This window comes from Pseudomonas sp. MOIL14HWK12:I2 (assembly GCF_000510745.1).
Taxonomy (GTDB): Bacteria; Pseudomonadota; Gammaproteobacteria; order Pseudomonadales; family Pseudomonadaceae; genus Chryseomonas; species Chryseomonas oryzihabitans.
Map to the genome: position 1 here is coordinate 729816 of NZ_KI783313.1, position 17991 is coordinate 747806.

The window sequence follows — 17991 nt, forward strand, 5'->3', positions numbered from 1 at the left end:
GACCCTTCGCCATGCCCGATCTGGACTATCACAACCCCTATTCCTCGGCTCGCTCGCCGGTCATGGGCCGCAACCTGGTGGCCTGCTCGCAGCCGCTGGCCGCCCAGGCCGGCGTGGAGATGCTGCGCCGCGGCGGCAACGCGGTGGACGCCGCGGTGGCCGCCGCCATGGTGCTCACCGTGGTGGAACCCACCGGCTGCGGCATCGGCAGCGACGCCTTCGCCATCGTCTGGGACGGCGAGAAGGTGCAGGGCCTCAATGCCTCCGGCCGCGCACCGCGCGGTTGGACGCCGGAATACTTCGCCGGCCAGAGCGCCATGCCGGCGCGCGGCTGGGGCGCGGTCACGGTGCCCGGGGCTGTCTCGGCCTGGGTCGCCCTGGCCCAGCGCTACGGCAAGCTGCCGCTGACCACCCTCGCCGCCCCGGCGATCCACTATGCCCGCGACGGCTTCCTGCTCACCCCGGTGATCGCCGAACTCTGGCGCCGCGGCGCCGAGCAGCTCAAGGACCAACCCGGTTTCGCCGCCTGCTTCCTGGCCAACGGCGTACCCCGGGCCGGCACCCTGGTACGCCTGCCCGAGCACGCGCGAACCCTGGAGGCCATCGCTGAAAGCAACGGTGCTGCCTTCTACCAGGGCGAACTGGCCCAGGCCATGGCCCGCCATGCCCGCGAACACGGAGCGGTGCTGGACGAAGAGGATCTGCGCGCCCACCGGGCCGACTGGATCGACACCCTCTCGGTACCCTTCGCCGGCGCCGTGGTGCACGAGTTGCCGCCCAACGGCCAGGGCATCGCCACCCTCGCCGGCCTGGGCATCCTCGAAGCCGCCGGTATCGGCGCGGATCCCGTGGACAGCCCCGCCACCCTGCATCGCTCGATCGAGGCCATGAAGCTGGGACTGGCCGATCTCTACCAGCACGTCACCGATTCCGCGCACATGCGCGTCCAGGCCGAACACCTGCTGGACCCGGCCTACCTGCGCGAACGCGCCGGGCTGGTCGGGTCGCGTGCCGGCGATCCCGGCTATGGCGCCCCACGCCCCGGCGGCACCGTCTGCCTGTCGGCGGCTGATGAGAGCGGCATGATGATTTCCTTCATCCAGTCCAACTACATGGGCTTCGGCTCGGGCGTGGTGGTGCCGGGTACCGGCATCAGCCTGCAGAATCGCGGCGCCGGCTTCACCCTGGCGCCGGATCACGTCAACAGCGTGGCGCCGGGCAAGCGACCCTTCCACACCATCATCCCCGGCTTCGCCATGAACGCCGACGGCACCCCGCTGATGGCCTTCGGCCTGATGGGCGGCCCCATGCAGGCCCAGGGGCACCTGCAACTGATGCTGCGCATCCTCAAGTACCGGCAGAATCCCCAGGCCGCCGCCGACGCACCACGCTGGCGCCTCGAAGGTGGCCGCCGGGTCGCGGTGGAAAGCAGCCTAAACCCGGCCACCCTGGAAGCACTGCGGGCCCTGGGCCACGAGGTGACGGTGGAAGAGCCCTCCGGCGTGTTCGCCTTCGGCGGCGCCCAGATCATCCAGCGCGTTGCCGGTGGCTACGTGGGCGGCTCCGATCCGCGCAAGGATGGCCTGGTGGCCGGCTACTGAAGCCGAAAGCGGCGGCCCCGCAGGCCAGGCGCGGCGCCTCAGGCTACTCGACCTCAGCTTGAGGTGCCGAGATTGGTCAGACTTGGGCGTGACAGGGTGTGGCTGGAAATCTGACCAGAACGTTTCAGCCACACCGTGCCTATCCGCTCCCCTGCCCCTGCCCCTGCCCCTGCCCCTACCACCACTCGTCGAAACATAGCAGCATCGTATTAATGTTTATTGCGATACCAAAGCAACGTAGACATAGTGGCCCGGTGACATCAACCAGACAAGAATCCGAGACCCAGTATGCATCCTGATCCCCAGAGCCAAGCCCGGGAGGCCCTGCTCGGCCTCCATCGTCAGCTACAGGAAAATGCCAGGCGGCTGGGCAAGGTCGATTGCGACGATCCGAACGTCCAGGCTGTGCTCCAGGCCGTACAGGATCTCAACGAACGGGTGGCCGACATGGTGGCCGAGACGGCGCTGCTGGCGCCTGTGCCTCTGGGATTGGTGGCGGAAACGGTTCCCACGGGAAGCCCGGATCAGGGCTGACGCCACGTCTACGCCGGATCGGGAGGCCGTGGCTGCCCCTCCAAGGATCGGTCGGCCGCGGAAAGGCCCGGACCAGGCGCAATGCCTGAACCAGGTGGGCCAACGCCCGGCGCGGGCACCTCTGTTCTTCTAGCCTTCAGCCTCGTCCGGCTGGCGACGCTGGAAGCTGCGTGCCCATTCGAGCAGGGCATTTTCGTCGTCGGTACGATCGTCCACACCACACTCTTCCAGCACCGTGATGACCCGGCGCATGAAGCCCTGATCGAGGCGGGCCTGATCCATGACCCGGTTCAGGTCCAGCGGACTGGTCAGGGTGAAGCGAGGCGGAAATTCGGTGTCGTCGATGCCCATGGTGGTCTTACCTGAACGCACTGCTGTCGATTGCCGACTGGCTTATTGCCATCATCATTCGTGACGGCCTGATGAATACATCAGTTATCGCATGAACTGTCCATATTGATGACTGAGCGGCACTTGGCCGGGGGGAATCGCCAGTGACCGCCCGCCAAATACGCCCGTGGAAGGCCCGCATGGCTGCAGGTACCGCCAGCGCCCTTGCCCGACCGTGGTTCTGCCATGGCCTTTTTCGTATGATGCCCGACAACAACCGACGGAACCTCAGGTGTGGACGCCTCAGCAAAACCGGCTTCTCCAAGCCAACCTGATCAGGCTGCAGCGCGCTGGGATGTGGGGGCGGCGGTCAGCCAGCTGTCCTGGGACGACCTGCGCATCATCAAGGCCCTCAGCGAGTCCGGCAATCGCGCGGCGACCGCCAAGAAACTAGGCATCAACGTCTCCACCGTCTCCCGACGGGTCGCGCAGGTGGAGAAAACCCTGGGTGTCGCCCTGTTCGACCATCGGCGTTCCGGCTACCAGCTGACCGTCGAAGGCGAAGAGCTCCGCGCCCTGGGCGAGCGGGTCGAACTGGATATCGTCAGCGTCGCCCGACGGGTATCCCGCGCCGCCCAGGGGCCATTGGGCAAGCTGCGCATCACCACCAGCGACTCGCTGCTGCTGTACTTCCTGACCCCCATCATCGCCGATTTCAAGGCGGCGAACGATGGCATGACCATCGAGGTGCTGGTGGGGAATCAGACCTTGAGTCTGGCCCGCGACGAGTCCGACATCGCGATCCGGGCCACTAGGAAGCCCGCCGACAGCCTGGTCGGGCGCAAGCTGGCCACCATCGCCTGGGCCCCCTATGGCAGTCGTGGCGGTGCGCGGCAGGAGGATCCCTATGCGGCCGGTCAGGCCTGGGTGTCCTACACCTCCGCCCTGGCCAACCTCAAGGCAGCTGCCTATCTGGAATGCCGGGTGGCGCCTGAGGATGTCTCCTACCGTACCGATTCGGTCGCCGCCGCCAGTGCGGCCATCGTGGCGGGGCTGGGTTTCGGCTTTCTGCCCTGCATGCTGGGCGATACCACGCCCGGCCTGGTGCGCGTGGGGCCGGTGGTGCCGGAGCTCAACGACGAACTCTGGCTGCTGACCCATCAGGACATCCGCAAGTCCTGGCGTGTTAAGGCCTTCATGGCGTTCTGTGCGGCGGCGGTGGCCGAGCAGAAGGCGCTGGTGGAAGGTCAGCGCCCGTTTGCCACTGCGCCCGAAGAGCGCGAAGCCTCTGCCTAGCGCGCGCGACTGCCAATCACCGCCCGGCAGGCGATCTCGATCAGCTGCGGGCGCTGGGCCAGCCGCGAAACCCCGATGATGTTGCTGGCGCAGCGCGGTGCCTCGCAGCCGTAGGCCGCCTTGCGCACCTTGCCGACGACGGCGAAGGCGGCGTCCATGTCCAGCACATAGAGGGTTTCCTCGACGACGTCCTGCAGGGTGGCGCCATAGAGCGCGAGCAGTGTGGCGATGTTGTCGTAGGCGGTGCGCATCTGCTCGCCCATGGTGGAAAAGTCGCTGGGGCGGCCCTCGCTGTCCAGCGGTGCCGGCGCTACCAGATTGCCGTCCGCGTCGTGATTGAACTGCCCCGAGACGAAGATTTCGTCACCCACCCGACGGGCCTGCGGATAGCCGTAGGCCTGCTCCCAGGGTACGCCCCAGTACGCCGTGTCCTTGTCCCTCAACTGTGCTGCTGCCATTGCCTGTTCCTCGCGGAAAGTGGATTCGCGCTGTGGAATCCGGGTGATTGGAAGGCCACACCCTAGCAGCCCCCTGGCGAATCCAATGGCGCAAATTTGCGCTTTCAAAGGCGCAAAAGTGCACAAGCACAGCCTCGATTGATCCCTTACCTTGGATAGCAGTTCCGGTCACAACCGCTGCGAACGAGGCCATCGCCCCCTTGAAGGCGAGCCGCCCAGATCGCCGCCCGGAGCACATCCCAAACCACACTCAATCGATAGGTGAAGCCATGAACAACTCCAAAACCGAAGTCCTGACCCCCCTGAACAGCCAGCTGATCTTTATCGACCAGCAGCCGCAGATGGCCTTTGGCGTCCAGAGCATCGATCGCCAGACCCTGAAGAACAACACCGTCGGCCTGGCCAAGGCCGCCAAGATCTTCAACGTGCCGACCATCATCACCACGGTCGAAACCGAAAGCTTCTCCGGCCACACCTATCCCGAGCTGCTCGCCGTGTTCCCCGAGGCGCCGCTGCTGGAGCGCACCTCCATGAACTCCTGGGACGACCAGAAGGTGCGCGATGCGCTCAAGCGCAATGGCCGCAACAAGATCATCGTTTCCGGCCTCTGGACGGAAGTCTGCAACACCACCTTCGCCCTCTCCGCCATGCACGATGCCGGCTACGAGATCTACATGGTCGCCGACGCCTCGGGTGGCACCACCCAGGCCGCTCACGACTACGCCATGCAGCGCATGATCCAGGCCGGCGTGATTCCGGTGACCTGGCAGCAGGTCCTGCTGGAATGGCAGCGCGACTGGAAGAACCGCGAGACCTACGACGCCGTCATGGCCCTGGTGAAGGAGCATTCCGGCGCCTACGGCATGGGCGTCGACTACGCCTACACCATGGTGCACAAGGCCCCCGAGCGTATCGCCCACGGCCCCACCCTGGCCCCGGTCGCCGCCGCCGTCTGAGCCCCTGCCAGCCCCACCGTATCAGGCGGGGCTGGCGCTTCCCCAGTCCAGGCAGGAGTCCTGCTCATGAACCCCGCTCTTACTACCGCGACCCTGGTCGTCCGCCACCAGGTCCATCCGCAGCACGAACGACGCTACGAAACCTGGCTGCACCAGACCATCGAGGCCGCCAGTCAATTCCCCGGGCACCTCGGGGTGGACGTCGGCCGGGAACGCCATGGCGATGCCCTGCAATTCACCTCGGTGCTGCGCTTCGACGAGATGCAGCACCTGCAGGACTGGCTCGCGTCCTCCGCCCGTCAGTGGCTGGTCAGCCAGGCACAGGGATGGCTGCAGGACGGCGACAACACCGAGGTCCGGCTCGGCAAGGACTTCTGGTTCGCGCCCCGGCCGGCCGAGCAGGCACCGCCGCGATGGAAGCAGGTGGTCGTCAGCTTCCTGGTCATTCTGCCCCTGAGTCTGCTGGTACCCGCGCTCTGGCAACCGGTATTCGGCGTGGCGCCCTGGTTGTCCGGCTACCTGATGAGCAACCTGCTGATCACCCTGAGCATCGTGGTGCTGGTGGTGTACCTGTTCATGCCGCTGGCCACGCGGATGCTGGGTCCCTGGCTGACCGCCGACCCCGCCTAGGGCGTGGCCCCGGCCCCTGCCCTCACCCTTTCGCCCTCTACAACCCTTCCGTTCGTTCACAAGGACCCTACCCATGAGCGCCGATCTGATTCTGTTCAATGGCCGCCTGCACACCGTCGATCCCCAGCAACCCCAGGCCACCGCCGTGGCGATCAGGGATGGCCGCTTCATCGCGGTGGGCACCGATGCCGAGGCCATGGCCTTTCGTGGCACGGCGACGCGGCTGATCGATCTGCGGCAGCGTTGTGTGATCCCCGGCCTCAATGACTCGCACCTGCACCTGATCCGCGGCGGCCTCAACTACAACCTGGAGCTGCGCTGGGAGGGTGTTCCGTCGCTGGCGGATGCCCTGCGTATGCTCAAGGAGCAGGCCGAGCGCACGCCCACGCCGCAGTGGGTGCGGGTGGTGGGTGGCTGGACGGAATTCCAGTTCGCCGAAAAGCGCATGCCTACTGTCGAGGAACTGAATCGGGCCGCGCCGGACACGCCGGTCTTCATGCTGCACCTCTACGATCGCGCGTTGTTGAATCGAGCGGCGCTCCGGGCGGTGGGCTATGACCGTCACACCCCCAACCCACCCGGCGGCGAGATCCAGCGCGATGCCAAGGGCGATCCCACCGGCATGCTGATCGCCCGGCCCAACGCCCTCATCCTCTACGCGACCCTGGCCAAAGGGCCCACGCTGCCGCTGGAATACCAGGTCAACTCCACCCGGCAATTCATGCGCGAACTCAATCGCCTGGGCGTCACCAGCGCCATCGATGCCGGCGGCGGCTTCCAGAACTACCCGGAGGACTACCAGGTGATCCAGCAGCTGGCCGACAACGACCAGCTCACCGTGCGCATCGCCTACAACCTCTTCACGCAGAAGCCCAAGGAAGAGCTGAACGACTTCAAGCACTGGACGAGCAGCGTCACCCTGCACCAAGGCACCGACTTTCTCCGACACAACGGCGCCGGCGAGATGCTGGTGTTTTCCGCCGCCGACTTCGAGGACTTTCTCGAACCCCGGCCGGATTTGGCCCCGAGCATGGAAGACGAACTGGAGCCGGTGGTGCGCCATCTGGTCGAGCAGCGCTGGCCGTTCCGGCTGCATGCCACCTATGACGAGTCCATCTCGCGGATGCTCGATGTCTTCGAAAAGGTCGATCGCGACATCCCCTTCAATGGCCTGCCGTGGCTGTTCGATCACGCCGAAACCATCAGCCCGCGCAACATCGAGCGTGTCCGGGCCCTGGGCGGCGGCATCGCCATCCAGCATCGCATGGCCTTCCAGGGCGAATACTTCGTCGACCGCTACGGTGCCCAGGCGGCCGAGGCCACCCCGCCGATCAAGCGCATGCTCGCCGAAGGCGTACCGGTCGGGGCGGGTACCGATGCCACCCGGGTGGCCAGCTACAACCCCTGGACCGCGCTCTACTGGCTGGTGAGCGGCAAGACCGTCGGCGGCATGACCCTCTATCCGGAAGGCCTGCCCCGGGCCACCGCCCTGCAGCTCTTCACCCACGGCAGCGCCTGGTTCTCCAGCGAGCAAGGCAAGAAGGGACAGCTCAAGGTCGGCCAGCTGGCCGATCTGGTGGCGCTCTCGGCCGATTTCTTCAGCGTCGAGGAAGAGCAGATCAAATGGCTCGAATCGGTGCTGACGGTGGTCGGGGGCAAGGTGGTGCATGCCGCCGGCGAATTCGCTGACCTGGCACCGCCAGCCGTACCGGTCATGCCGGACTGGTCACCGGTGGCCATCGTACCTGGCCATTGGCGTCCCGCGGCCCCGCTGGCGGCCAGCCTCCACCAGTGCATCGGCTCCTGCGCCGTTCACCAGCACCAGCACGATCGCGCACGCCGCAGCTCGGTGCCGGTCAGTGACCACCAGGGCTTCTGGGGGGCCTTCGGCTGCTCGTGCTTCGCCTTCTAGCCCTGCACCGCCGTCAATCGCTGTCGACTCGCTGCGGTCGCGGCAATGACCACTCATGAGGTGCCTCGGGCCCAGCATCCCGGCGCTTGCCGGCCTCGGGTTGGGTTCTGCGGGCACCTGCAGGTGCCAGCCAGTCGCAGCCAACAGGCCAGGCATTCCGCCTTCCGCGGAATGTGGCCAGGGCTGGCCTTACGCCTTTCCGCCAGGCACAATCCAGTAGTCATACGATGACCGACAAGAAGGGTCGTCCTGTGACGTCTGCTACGCCCCCTTTCCGACAACTACAACAAAAGGATACGCGCATGAAAAAGCTGAAATTGGCGGTAGGTTTCCTGTGTCTGTTCAGCGGCTATGTCGCCGCGGCTACCGGCGATGAAGGCGATGTCGCCACTGCGGTCGACAAGCTGACCCAAGCCATGTGGCACAAGGATATCGCGCAACTCGATGCCCTGACCGCGGACAACCTGACCTACGGCCATTCGAGCGGCAACATTCAGGACAAGAAGGCCTTCATCGCCGACATCGAAACGGGCAAAAGCGCCTTCAACGAGCTGAAGATGCTCAATCAGAAGATCACGCTGTCCGGCGACGTCGCCCTGGTGCGCAATCACTTTTCCGCCCAGGCCGTGAACAGCGGGAAGGTCGTGCCCACCGAAATCGAAAACTTCCAGATCTGGCAGAAACAGAACGGCCACTGGCTGCTGATCGGTCGCCAGGCCTTTCGCTTCTGATAGCCCCGAGCAGTCACTGAACCTCGCCTAGGCCTCGGGCGCGCACCTGCCTCCTCACGAGCCGCCCGCCGAATTCAGGTGGACGGCTCGGGCGCGCACCCTCCGTCCCTGCTCCAGGCAAGCCATGGGGTGCGGCGATGATCAGATGGCAAGGTCCCTACTCCCTCCGCCGGGCGGGGTGCGGATCACCGGCCCGACTTGGCTTCCCGCCTGCGTCGTCTACCCTTAAGGAATCCATCATCCTTTCGGGGGCATGATGGATTCCAGGACGCTGGAGGCATCATGGATCTGATCATTCGACACTTCGAAGGCCAGCCCTTCGTCAGCAACCCCTATGTACCGGGCACTTCGCTTCGCCAGGATCTGTTCGAGCGGCAATTCACCATCCTGCTGCACGGGACGATGAAGCGCTTCGAAGACGCCGGGCATGGCACCTTCCATGTCGCCGGGCATGTCCAGCTCGGCCAGTGCGGCGTGCTCGATGACGTCCTCCGGATCGCCTTGGCGGCGGTCCGCCAGGATCGTTATCCGACCCCCGTGGCGGCGCTCGACTTTCACCCCAAGCGGATCTCCGTCTCCGATCGCCACGGCCACCTGGTCATGGCCGGCAAGGTGGATCGCGAGCGCCATCGCATCGACTGGATCGACCCCTGCAGCTCGGCCGAGGAAGAACGGGTGGTGCTGGCGCAGCTCCAGCTGTTGCGTTCGCGCTCGGCCTTCCAGCACGACTGGGACCATTTCCGGACCTCGCGGCTGCTGGATACCGATGCCGACCTGCTCAAGGGCCGGCTGGTCCACAAACCCTGGCGGCCCCACGTCCGGGCACTGCTAAGTGCCTGATCACACCCCATCCGGCAGGAGCGTCGCCGCTTCCTGACGACAGGACCGGTAGCGAGAGCGTCCGCGCCGCGAGACCGGAAGGCGGGCATCCCTGGATACGAGCAGGCGTGCGACCCGTGGTGCCATCCAGCTGAACAGCCACCCGTGGATTCGGTCCCTATTGGAACGACCATTGGGAGACTCGACGATGACGACAGCCCGCAATGTCTTGTGGGGCGCCTTGGCCATTGGCGTGGTGACGGGCATGCGCAGCATGCTGGCGCCGACCCTGGTCAGCCGGGCACTGGCGGAACGTGCGGACCTCGACGAAGCTTGCGAACCCGCTCGCACGCTCGCGTCGCAGCCCGTACGGCAGTACCTGCTGCCCCTGGCGGCCGGCGAGCTGTTGGGCGACAAACTGCCCTTCGCCCCGGACCGTACCATAGCGCCCTCTATGTTGGTCCGTGCCCTGTCCGGCGGCCTCAGCGCGGCAGCTCTCGCCGGCGCGCGGCGGCAACCGCGGCTGTTGCCTGCCATGATCGGGGCGACGGCGGCCTGTGTCGCCGCCCGGGTCGCGATAGGACTGCGCAAGCGCTACGCCGCTGACACCTGGATCAACGCGGGTCTGGGCCTGGCCGAGGACGGCATCGCCTTTTCGTTGGGCCATGCCGGTCTGCGGCGAGCCCTGCAGGAGCCCCCGAGGCCGTGACGCCCGGACTGGCCTGCCACGCCCCTTCCCGCCCGCTCGGGCAAGGTCGCTCAGGTACCTAGCACCCAGGGCAGTACCAGTGCCGTCAGGATGCCGAGCAGGATCATGCCAAGTGCCGAAAAGGCCGCCGTCTCCTGACTTTCGCGCAACGCATGGGCGGTGCCTATGGCATGGCCGTTCATACCCAGGGTCAGGCCGCGGGCCGCCGGATCCTCCACCTTGCAGATCTTGAGCAGCGGCAGCGCCAGCGTGGTGCTGATCACGCCGGTCAGCATGACGATCACCGCGGTCAGGGGCGCGATGCCACCGAAATGATCCGCCAGCGGCAAGGCGATCGGCATGGTGACCGACTTGGGCACCAGACTCATCAGCAGGGTCTCGGACAAGCCGAACAGCCAGCCGAGGGCCAGGGTCAGGGAGACGCCCACCACGCCACCGACCACGAGGGTTATCAGCAGCGGCGTGCAGAGTGCCCTCACCCGCTGGGCATTCTTGTAGAGCGGAACGGCCAGGCCCACGGTGGTGGGCCCGAGCAGCATAGCGAGCATCCCGCTGGCGCTTCGATACTGCTCGTAGGGAATGCCACCGATCCAGAGCACGGTGGCGACGATGGCCGTGGTGACCAGCACCGGTTGCAGCATGACCAGGCGCAGGCGCTGCTGCAGCACGAGCGCCAGCTGATAGGCCGCGAGCGTCAGGGACAGGGCCAGCAGGGGTGCAAGGGATTGATCAGCCATGGTCTTTGCTCCGTCCGATCAGGTACTGCAGCAACCAGCCGCACAGCGGCACCGTGACCAGCAGAGACAGCGCGATGACCAGTACCAGGCGCAACCACACCGACGCCTCGAGACCGCTGAAATCGACGATGCCCACCGCCGGCACCACGAGCATCAGCGGCAGGTACTTGAGCAGGTTGCCGGCCATGGTCTCCACGCCTTCCGGCACGCGACGCAAGAGCATCAGCAGGGCGAAGAGGACGATGATTCCTATGACGCTGGCCGGAATGCCGCCTATATGAGTCGTCAGATAGACACCCGCCAGATAGCAACCCACCAGCATCAAGAAGCCCGCTATAGGCATAAGCACTCCATTACCTTGTTGTTCTGCGCAGCCCGCACGCGCCGCACCGGCCCGTTGGATACGGCAGGAGTATCGATCGCTGCCGATAAGGCGCTTCAACATTCACCTGCTACGCGCGGACTCACTATAGGCGCATCTGAAAAGGGCTGGGCACCTCCCTGCCGGGATAGGTGAGAGGCGCTCGCCTTGGTCGGGCGCCATCCTGGTCGGCTGCGTCCTCGTGATGGTCATGCTCTCCTGGGGGCGGCGCCAGGTGCCGGGCAAGACGCTGGATTGCTCGGTCTGAGCCGTAGCGCACGGCAGGGGTTGCCGCGCACCAGCGTTCCTGCAGTCTCCACGATCGATCGAAACCTTAGGGAGCGGCAACGTGCACCTTCCGCCGTCCGCCTTCGATCTCGCTTGGTATAGTCGAATATTCCTCCAGCCCTCTCAGACCGGTATCCCATGCAGCTCACCTTCCAACCCACAACGTCTGCCGACGCAGACTTGCTGGTAGGCATACGCATTGCGGCGATGCGCGAAAGCCTGGAGCAGCTTGGCCGGTTCGATCCCGAGCGCGCCAGAGCACGCTTTTTGAACGCTTTTGATCCTGAATACTGTCACTTCGTCGAGATCAACGGCGTCAACGTTGGCTTCTTTGTCGTCCGCCCGTTTCCGGATCATCTGCTGCTCGATCACCTCTACGTGCTACCTGAGCATCAGGGCCAGGGCATAGGCAGTGAGGTACTGGGCAGGATCTTCGCGGATGCCGATGCCCGGAAGCTCTCCATCCGTTTGGGCGCCTTGCGCGGCAGCAAGGCCAATGCCTTCTACCGGCGTCATGGGTTCCAACAGGTGAGCGAAGCGGAATGGGATATTTACTATTTGCGGGAGCGGCTCGCCTAGGGGACCGCCAGGTCTGGGTAGCAGGTACAGGTTGCCCGTTAGGAATGCCGTGTGCTTCTGCACCTTGCGTACGACCTCGCTGGTCCCGTACCCGCGCGTAGTGCCGGTCCTGCCGACATTCCCTAGACGCCGCGCAGCCTCCATGACCAATTTGTCATGCGCAGGTCAGGCTGACGTCCCCCCTGTCCTCCTAGAGTGGCCCGGTCAGCGAATAGCTACCCCACTCAAGAGGACTCATCATGAAAGCACTGCTGCTCGGTCTCTTCGGTCTGCTCGCCACCGGCTCCGCCCTGGCCGCTCCCGACCATCCCGCCCTGATCCACGACCAGCCCGGCTTCTTCGTTCCCCTCGACGTCGACCGGGTTGTCAGCCAGACCGACCTGAGCGCCCAATGCGGGATCGTCACGGCCCGCCTCGACTACCTGGATCACGCTGGCCGGGAGCATGAGCTGGATTACCAGGTGTTCGGCAACGGCTGCTACAACCAGAATTGAGGCGCTAGTCGACCCAGTGCCGAAGGAGCGCCTGAATAGGCGCCTCCCTAAGCCGGACTCCGGGCGCCTCACGCCAGGCGCCGGCAGCCAGACACTAGAAAAACCGATAGGCCTTGGCCAGCGCCCGCTCCAGCACGGCGATGCAGGCGTGCTCGTCCGCATAGGACAGGAACTGGCGCTGGGCATCGGCCTGGGCTTGGGCATGGGCATGGGCCTGGGCCAGACGCGTCTTGCGCTCGGCCAGCTCCTGCTCCAGCAACGAGGTGCTCATACCCAGATCACAGCAGGGGTTGGGGCCATTCATAAAAAACTCCGGACAGATGTGCAGACTGCGTCATCAGACAAGTTTTTGAGATTTGGTTCACAAATCGTAGCGAATCTCATTGTTGCTGAATATGCGTTCCACCGCGGTGTTTCCCGACCCCTCGGGCTAGAGCGCTTCCTTGAGTCCCCCGAACCTTTGCACCCGCCATCAGCCCGGCAAAAGCTATACAATTCGGCGCCCTAGATAAGCCGTGAAGATACATGCGTCCTCTGCTCTCGCTTCTCCTGGCCACGCTGCTGGCCTCCTCCGCGTTCGCCGCTGCGCCCGATACCTTTGTCGAAGCCAAGGTAATCGCCAAACAAAAAGTCTATTTCGACCAGAACACCAGCGCCCAGGGCGACCTCTATTGCGGCTGCCAATGGGAGTGGGTCGGCAAGTCCGGGGGGCGCGTCGATGCCGCCTCCTGCGGCTTCCAGGCACGCAAGCAGGAAACCCGTGGGGAGCGCACCGAATGGGAGCACATCGTGCCGGCCTGGACCTTTGGTCATCAGCGCCAGTGCTGGCAGAACGGCGGCCGCGAACACTGCGTGGCGGATGACCCGGTGTTCCGGGCCATGGAGGCCGACCTCTTCAACCTCTACCCCGCCGTGGGCGAGGTGAATGGGGACCGGGCCAATTTCAACTACGGCATGGCCCAGGGCGTGCAGCCCCAATATGGCCGCTGCACGACCAGGATCGACTTCCAGGAACGCGCCGCCGAACCGCGCGACGAGGTCAAGGGACTGGTCGCCCGGGTCACCTTCTACATGTTCGATCGCTACGGCCTAAACATGTCGCGCCAGCAGCAGCAACTGCTCATGGCCTGGGACAAGCAGCAGCCGGTCACCGCCTGGGAGCGCGAACGGGACAGACGCATCGCCGCGGTGATGGGCTACGGCAATCCCTTCGTGTCCGGCGAGCGGCACTGGACGCTGGGCTACCAGCCGGTCGGCGACGGCATCGTCAGCCCGCTGCCCGGACCGAAATCGGCGCCGAAGGCACCGGCCAGGACCGATAGCCCTGCCGCTGCCAGCCAGGGCGCGATCATCGGCAACCGCAACAGCCACGTCTATCACCTGCCGCAAGGCTGCCCGAGCTACGCCCAGGTGTCGCCGAAGAACCAGGTCACGTTCGCCTCGGAAGCCGAGGCGAAGGCGGCCGGCTTCACCAAGGCGGGCAACTGCGCGCCCTGATCGCTGGCCGCTGGGCGCTGGCCCCCATGCATCAGGGGGCCCAGGCCGTCACTGACCCTTGGACAGCTCCACCAGCATGCGCGTGAGCAGATAGATACGCGGCGCCACGCTGTCCAGTTCGACGTACTCCTCCGGGGTATGCAGCTTGCCGCCGACGATGCCGAAGCCGTCCAGGGTGGGCACGCCGGCACCGGCGGCGATGCTGGCATCCGCGGCGCCACCGCTGCCTTCGACGGTCAGCTTGCGGCCCAGCTCGCCATAGATGCCCTGGGCCATGGCCAGCAGCCGATCGCTCGCCGCCGTCTGCGGCATCGGCGGCAGGCCACGCTCCAGCCGCGTGGTCACCTCGGTATCGGGGATCTGCTTGTTGGCAGCGATGCGCGCCAGGTCCTTTTCCACCCGGTCGAATTCTTCGGGCAGCGCCGCGCGGACGTCGGCCTTCGCCACGGCGTGATCGGGAATCACGTTGATGCGCTCGCCCGCCTCGATCACGGTGAAGTTGACCGAGGTCTTCTTTTCCGCATCGCCCAGGTTGCCCAGTTGCAGCACCTGGTGCGCCACCTCGGTGGCGGCGTTGCGCCCCAGCTCCGGCGAGACGCCGGCGTGGGACGACTTGCCCTTGACCTCCACCACGGCGGTGGCGCTGCCCTTGCGCCACACCACCAGGCCATCGGCCGGTCGACCGGGCTCCAGATTCAGCGTCACGTCGTGCTGCTTGGCGGTACTGGCGATCAGCTCGGTGGCGGCCTGGGAGCCGGTTTCCTCGCTGGCGTCCAGCAACAGGGTGATCTGCCCGTAGTCCTTGAAGTCGAGCTGCTTGAGGATCTCCAGCGCCGCCAGGGCGACCACGATGCCGCCCTTGTCGTCGGACACGCCCGGACCATAGGCGCGTTTTTCATCGGTGCGATACGGCCGGGCCTTGGCGGTGCCTTCCTTGAACACCGTGTCCATATGCGCCAGCAAGAGAATCTTCGCCTTGCCGCTGCCCTTGAGCGTGGCCACCAGGTGCTGGCTCTTGTCCGGCGCGGTATTGGGCACCTATTGCAGCGTGGCGCCGAGTGTCTTCAATTCCGCGCTGACCAGCTTGCCCACCTCGCTCAGGCCGGGCTCGTAGCCGGAACCCGAGTCGATGTTGACCAGTTGCTCCAGCAGCTTGAGCGTCGGCGCCTTGGCCTGCTCCGCAGCGGTCTGGATGCGCGCATCGAGCGCGGCACTGGCGGGCAAGGCGATGCAGCAGGCGAGAACGGCAGCGAGGGTGGTGCGGAAGAACGGAGCGGATATCGGGCTTTCCTTGTTGGCATTGTTGGATTAGTCAGACAACTGTAGTCGCAACAAGGACATAGGGGAAATTCGCGCCGTTCCAAACCGGCCAGAGCCCGTAGCTGGCTGCCGGTGGTGCTTGTCCTGAGGAAGTATCCAGGGACCAGACACGCCCGTAGCCAGAGCTAGCCCAAGGCCAGTCGCCCACGCTCCGGCCGCACTGCTGCAGAGGAGGCTGTCATTCGTCCGCTGACAACAAGAGAGCTGTAGGCCCGAGCGTCTAGCCAGAAGGCTCGTGACTCATTTTCGGGCATACGCGTGACCGGACGCTGGAGGTGTCTAGCGCCGGCCATCGATTGAAAATGCAGCCAGGAAAACCCGCGCAAAGCCCCTACAGCAGCGCATTCATCGAGCTGCTTCGCACAATTTTGGAGCAAAATATTCATCAAAAAAGACTATTGAATAAAAAAATTCATCGCCTTACTCTCGGCTCGACGTCGTAAGGAACAAGCCACTGACCGCACCGAAAAATAGGGAGTGAAGATGAAAGCGAAGATAGCGTTGGGTCTGCTCATGACCGCCGCCGTAGCCCTGCCCGCCTGGTCAGCCGACTGGACGGTGGGTGCCAACGTCGGCAACGTGCCCTGGGAGTTCCAGGACGCCAAGGGTGACTTCGTCGGCTTTGAAGTCGATGTGGTGAAGGAAGTGGCGAAACGGGCCGGCAAGACCGTGGATTTCGTCAACATTCCCTTCAACGGGCTGTTCAGCGCGGTGCAGTCGAAACGCGTGGACATCGCGATTTCGTCCATCACCATCACGCCCAAACGCCTGGAATCGGTCGCCTTCGCTCAACCCTACTTCGACAGCGACCAGTCGCTGACCGCCCTGACCAACTCCAAGGTGAAAAGCCTGGCGGACATGAATGGCAAGGTCGTGGGTGTCGATACCGGCTCCACCGGCGACATGTGGATCGGCCAGCACAGGAACGAATACAAGTTCGCCGACGTTTCGCGCTACGAAGGGCTGTCACCGGCCATGCTGGACCTGGGCTCCGGGCGCATCGATGGTTACCTGAGCGATATCCCCGCCGTCCTCTACTACATCAAGGACAAGCCGCAATTCACCGTCGTCGCCCGCATCCCCACAGGGGAACGCTATTCGCTGATGCATGCAAAGGGCTGGGCCATGAGCGATCAGGTCAACGACATCATCAGCAAGATGAAGGAAGACGGCACCCTGGGCGCCATCCACAAACAGTGGTTCGGTACCGAGGCCGACAAGGAGTCGAGCACCCTGAAGGTCTCCGCCGCGCCCAAGTGAGTCCTGCCGCTGCTGCAGGCCCGGGACGCCGTCCGCGCGCCCCGGGCCGTGACCGAGGTATCCCATGGATCTTCTGCAAACCTTCTTCAACTGGAACGTGCTCGTCGAATCGCTCCCCCTGATGATCCGGGGCCTGGGCGTAACCGTGCTGCTGGGCCTCGTGAGTATCGTCCTGGGGCTGGTCGGCGGGCTGTTGCTGGCGCTGCTGCGGCTGTATTCCTACGCCCCGGTCCGGCTGCTGGCACGCATCTACATCGACATCATGAGGTCCATCCCGCTGCTGGTCCTGCTGGTCCTGATCTATTACGCGCTGCCCTTCGTCGGGATCCGCCTGTCCTCCTTCGCGGCAGCGGCCAGCGCGCTGTCCCTCGTGTCCTGCGCCTACAGCGCCGAGATCTTTCGCTCGGGCATCGAAGCCATTCCCCGCGGTCAGTTCGAGGCGTCGGCCGCCCAGGGCATGAGCTTCTTCAACACCATGCGCGACGTCGTGTTGCCCCAGGCGATCCGCATCGTGCTGCCGCCCATGACCAGCAACTGCATCAACGTCATGAAGGACACCGCCCTCGCCTCGGTGGTGGCGATGCCGGACCTGCTCAAGCAGGCCACCCAGGCCCAGGCCCTGACGGCCAACCCTACCCCGCTGGTGGGCGCCGCCCTGCTCTATCTGCTGCTGCTCCTGCCCATGGTGCAACTGGTCAGCTGGGTCGAAAGACGCAATGCCATGGGAGGCAAGACCGCATGAGCACCCTGATCGACATCGAACACCTCGACAAGTACTACGGCAATTTCCAGGCGCTGAGCGACATCAATCTGCAGGTGGAGGAAGGCGAGGTGGTGGTCATCCTCGGCCCGTCCGGCTCCGGCAAGTCGACGCTGATCCGCTGCATCAACCTGCTGGAAAACTATCAGCAGGGCCATATCCGCGTGGCCGGGGAACGGGTCGAGAACGGACCGCGCCTGGCCGGTATTCGCAGCGAAGTGGGCATGGTCTTCCAGAGCTTCAACCTCTATCCGCACCTGAACGTCCTGGACAACGTCTCGCTGGCGCCGATCCGGGTGCGCGGCCTGAACCGGCGCGAGGTCCACGCCCGCGCGCGGGAGCTGCTGGTCAAGGTCGGCATGGGCGATCACGCCCACAAGTACCCGAGCCAGTTGTCCGGCGGCCAGCAGCAGCGGGTCGCCATCGCCCGCACCATGGCCATGGAGCCGCGCGCCATCCTCTTCGACGAGCCCACCTCGGCGCTGGACCCGGAGATGGTCGGCGAGGTGCTCGACGTCATGCAGAACCTGGCCCGCTCCGGCGTCACCATGGTCGTGGTGACCCATGAAATGGGCTTCGCCCGGCGCGTCGCCGACCGGGTGATCTTCATGGAAAGCGGCCGCATCGTCGAACAGAACACCCCGGAACCCTTCTTTACCGCCCCTCAGGAACCCCGCACCCGGGCCTTCCTGCAGGCCATCCTGCACCACTGATCCTGG

20 protein-coding genes and 1 pseudogene are annotated in these 17991 nt (G+C 65.2%); 15 read left to right on the top strand and 6 right to left on the bottom strand.

The genetic code is table 11. The features are described from left to right. The first annotated feature begins 11 nt into the window (after window positions 1–11). Both PSK12I2_RS0119675 and PSK12I2_RS0119680 read left to right on the top strand, forming a co-directional pair. Complete coding sequence (locus tag PSK12I2_RS0119675) at window positions 12–1601, top strand: gamma-glutamyltransferase family protein (protein ID WP_156930166.1); 1590 nt, start codon at window positions 12–14, stop codon at window positions 1599–1601. 288 nt (window positions 1602–1889) lie between these two features. Then, entirely contained in the window at window positions 1890–2135 is a 246-nt protein-coding gene (locus PSK12I2_RS0119680) for a hypothetical protein (protein ID WP_027599738.1), read from the top strand. Between the two features lie 129 nt (window positions 2136–2264). On the opposite strand, the gene PSK12I2_RS0119685 is transcribed toward PSK12I2_RS0119680, so the two are convergent. Beyond that, window positions 2265–2486 carry a hypothetical protein gene (locus PSK12I2_RS0119685; RefSeq protein WP_027599739.1) on the bottom strand — a complete coding sequence of 74 codons (222 nt, stop codon included), beginning with the start codon at window positions 2484–2486 and terminating at the stop codon, window positions 2265–2267. Window positions 2487–2759: 273 nt separating this feature from the next. Between PSK12I2_RS0119685 and PSK12I2_RS24190 the strand changes: the two genes are divergently transcribed. Further along, window positions 2760–3761, top strand: a complete 1002-nt coding sequence (locus PSK12I2_RS24190) for a LysR family transcriptional regulator (protein ID WP_051398762.1) — start codon at window positions 2760–2762, stop codon at window positions 3759–3761. Here the strand turns inward: PSK12I2_RS24190 and PSK12I2_RS0119695 are convergent. Beyond that, window positions 3758–4219, bottom strand: a complete 462-nt coding sequence (locus tag PSK12I2_RS0119695; RefSeq protein ID WP_027599740.1) for a Rid family hydrolase — start codon at window positions 4217–4219, stop codon at window positions 3758–3760. The two genes, PSK12I2_RS24190 and PSK12I2_RS0119695, sit on opposite strands and share 4 nt — an antisense overlap. 269 nt (window positions 4220–4488) lie before the next feature. On the opposite strand from PSK12I2_RS0119695, the gene PSK12I2_RS0119700 reads away from it, so the two are divergent. The 6 genes from PSK12I2_RS0119700 (at window position 4489) to PSK12I2_RS0119725 (ending at window position 9976) form a co-directional block, all read left to right on the top strand. After that, a complete protein-coding gene (locus PSK12I2_RS0119700) occupies window positions 4489–5175 on the top strand; it encodes a hydrolase (protein WP_027599741.1) in 687 nt (228 codons plus the stop codon). Window positions 5176–5241: 66 nt separating this feature from the next. After that, on the top strand, window positions 5242–5805 hold the full coding sequence (locus tag PSK12I2_RS0119705) for an antibiotic biosynthesis monooxygenase (RefSeq protein ID WP_027599742.1): 564 nt from the start codon (window positions 5242–5244) through the stop codon (window positions 5803–5805). A 73-nt stretch (window positions 5806–5878) separates the two neighbouring features. After that, on the top strand, window positions 5879–7717 hold the full coding sequence (locus tag PSK12I2_RS0119710; RefSeq protein WP_027599743.1) for an amidohydrolase: 1839 nt from the start codon (window positions 5879–5881) through the stop codon (window positions 7715–7717). Between the two features lie 302 nt (window positions 7718–8019). Beyond that, complete coding sequence (locus PSK12I2_RS0119715; protein WP_027599744.1) at window positions 8020–8448, top strand: nuclear transport factor 2 family protein; 429 nt, start codon at window positions 8020–8022, stop codon at window positions 8446–8448. Window positions 8449–8730: 282 nt separating this feature from the next. Further along, complete coding sequence (locus tag PSK12I2_RS0119720) at window positions 8731–9288, top strand: hypothetical protein (protein WP_027599745.1); 558 nt, start codon at window positions 8731–8733, stop codon at window positions 9286–9288. Between the two features lie 187 nt (window positions 9289–9475). Continuing rightward, a complete protein-coding gene (locus tag PSK12I2_RS0119725; protein ID WP_027599746.1) occupies window positions 9476–9976 on the top strand; it encodes a hypothetical protein in 501 nt (166 codons plus the stop codon). Window positions 9977–10026: 50 nt separating this feature from the next. Here the strand turns inward: PSK12I2_RS0119725 and PSK12I2_RS0119730 are convergent, their stop codons facing one another. After that, window positions 10027–10713: an LrgB family protein gene (locus PSK12I2_RS0119730; RefSeq protein WP_027599747.1), complete on the bottom strand. Its 687-nt coding sequence runs from the start codon at window positions 10711–10713 to the stop codon at window positions 10027–10029. After that, window positions 10706–11056, bottom strand: a complete 351-nt coding sequence (locus PSK12I2_RS0119735; protein ID WP_027599748.1) for a CidA/LrgA family protein — start codon at window positions 11054–11056, stop codon at window positions 10706–10708. The genes PSK12I2_RS0119730 and PSK12I2_RS0119735 overlap by 8 nt, the downstream gene beginning before the upstream one ends. 444 nt (window positions 11057–11500) lie before the next feature. Between PSK12I2_RS0119735 and PSK12I2_RS0119740 the strand changes: the two genes are divergently transcribed. Continuing rightward, complete coding sequence (locus PSK12I2_RS0119740; protein WP_027599749.1) at window positions 11501–11941, top strand: GNAT family N-acetyltransferase; 441 nt, start codon at window positions 11501–11503, stop codon at window positions 11939–11941. 239 nt (window positions 11942–12180) lie between these two features. After that, window positions 12181–12435 carry a DUF2790 domain-containing protein gene (locus PSK12I2_RS0119745; RefSeq protein WP_027599750.1) on the top strand — a complete coding sequence of 85 codons (255 nt, stop codon included), beginning with the start codon at window positions 12181–12183 and terminating at the stop codon, window positions 12433–12435. Window positions 12436–12529: 94 nt separating this feature from the next. Here the strand turns inward: PSK12I2_RS0119745 and PSK12I2_RS0119750 are convergent, their stop codons facing one another. Further along, window positions 12530–12739 (bottom strand): hypothetical protein, encoded by a 210-nt coding sequence (locus PSK12I2_RS0119750; protein ID WP_027599751.1) that lies wholly within the window; start codon window positions 12737–12739, stop codon window positions 12530–12532. Window positions 12740–12969: 230 nt separating this feature from the next. Here PSK12I2_RS0119750 and PSK12I2_RS0119755 point away from each other — a divergent pair, with 230 nt between their 5' ends. Further along, window positions 12970–13932: an endonuclease gene (locus PSK12I2_RS0119755; protein ID WP_027599752.1), complete on the top strand. Its 963-nt coding sequence runs from the start codon at window positions 12970–12972 to the stop codon at window positions 13930–13932. A 48-nt stretch (window positions 13933–13980) separates the two neighbouring features. Here the strand turns inward: PSK12I2_RS0119755 and PSK12I2_RS24195 are convergent. Next, window positions 13981–15162: pseudogene (locus PSK12I2_RS24195) on the bottom strand (glutamate carboxypeptidase). 573 nt (window positions 15163–15735) lie between these two features. Between PSK12I2_RS24195 and PSK12I2_RS0119765 the strand changes: the two are divergent. The 3 genes from PSK12I2_RS0119765 (at window position 15736) to PSK12I2_RS0119775 (ending at window position 17985) form a co-directional block, all read left to right on the top strand. Next, the gene (locus PSK12I2_RS0119765; protein WP_027599753.1) at window positions 15736–16512 is read left to right on the top strand and encodes a transporter substrate-binding domain-containing protein; all 777 of its coding nucleotides are present in this window, start codon (window positions 15736–15738) and stop codon (window positions 16510–16512) included. Window positions 16513–16576: 64 nt separating this feature from the next. Then, window positions 16577–17254 carry an amino acid ABC transporter permease gene (locus tag PSK12I2_RS0119770; RefSeq protein WP_027599754.1) on the top strand — a complete coding sequence of 226 codons (678 nt, stop codon included), beginning with the start codon at window positions 16577–16579 and terminating at the stop codon, window positions 17252–17254. After that, window positions 17251–17985, top strand: a complete 735-nt coding sequence (locus PSK12I2_RS0119775) for an amino acid ABC transporter ATP-binding protein (RefSeq protein ID WP_027599755.1) — start codon at window positions 17251–17253, stop codon at window positions 17983–17985. Before PSK12I2_RS0119770 ends, PSK12I2_RS0119775 begins: the two co-directional genes overlap by 4 nt. The last annotated feature ends 6 nt before the right edge of the window (window positions 17986–17991 follow it).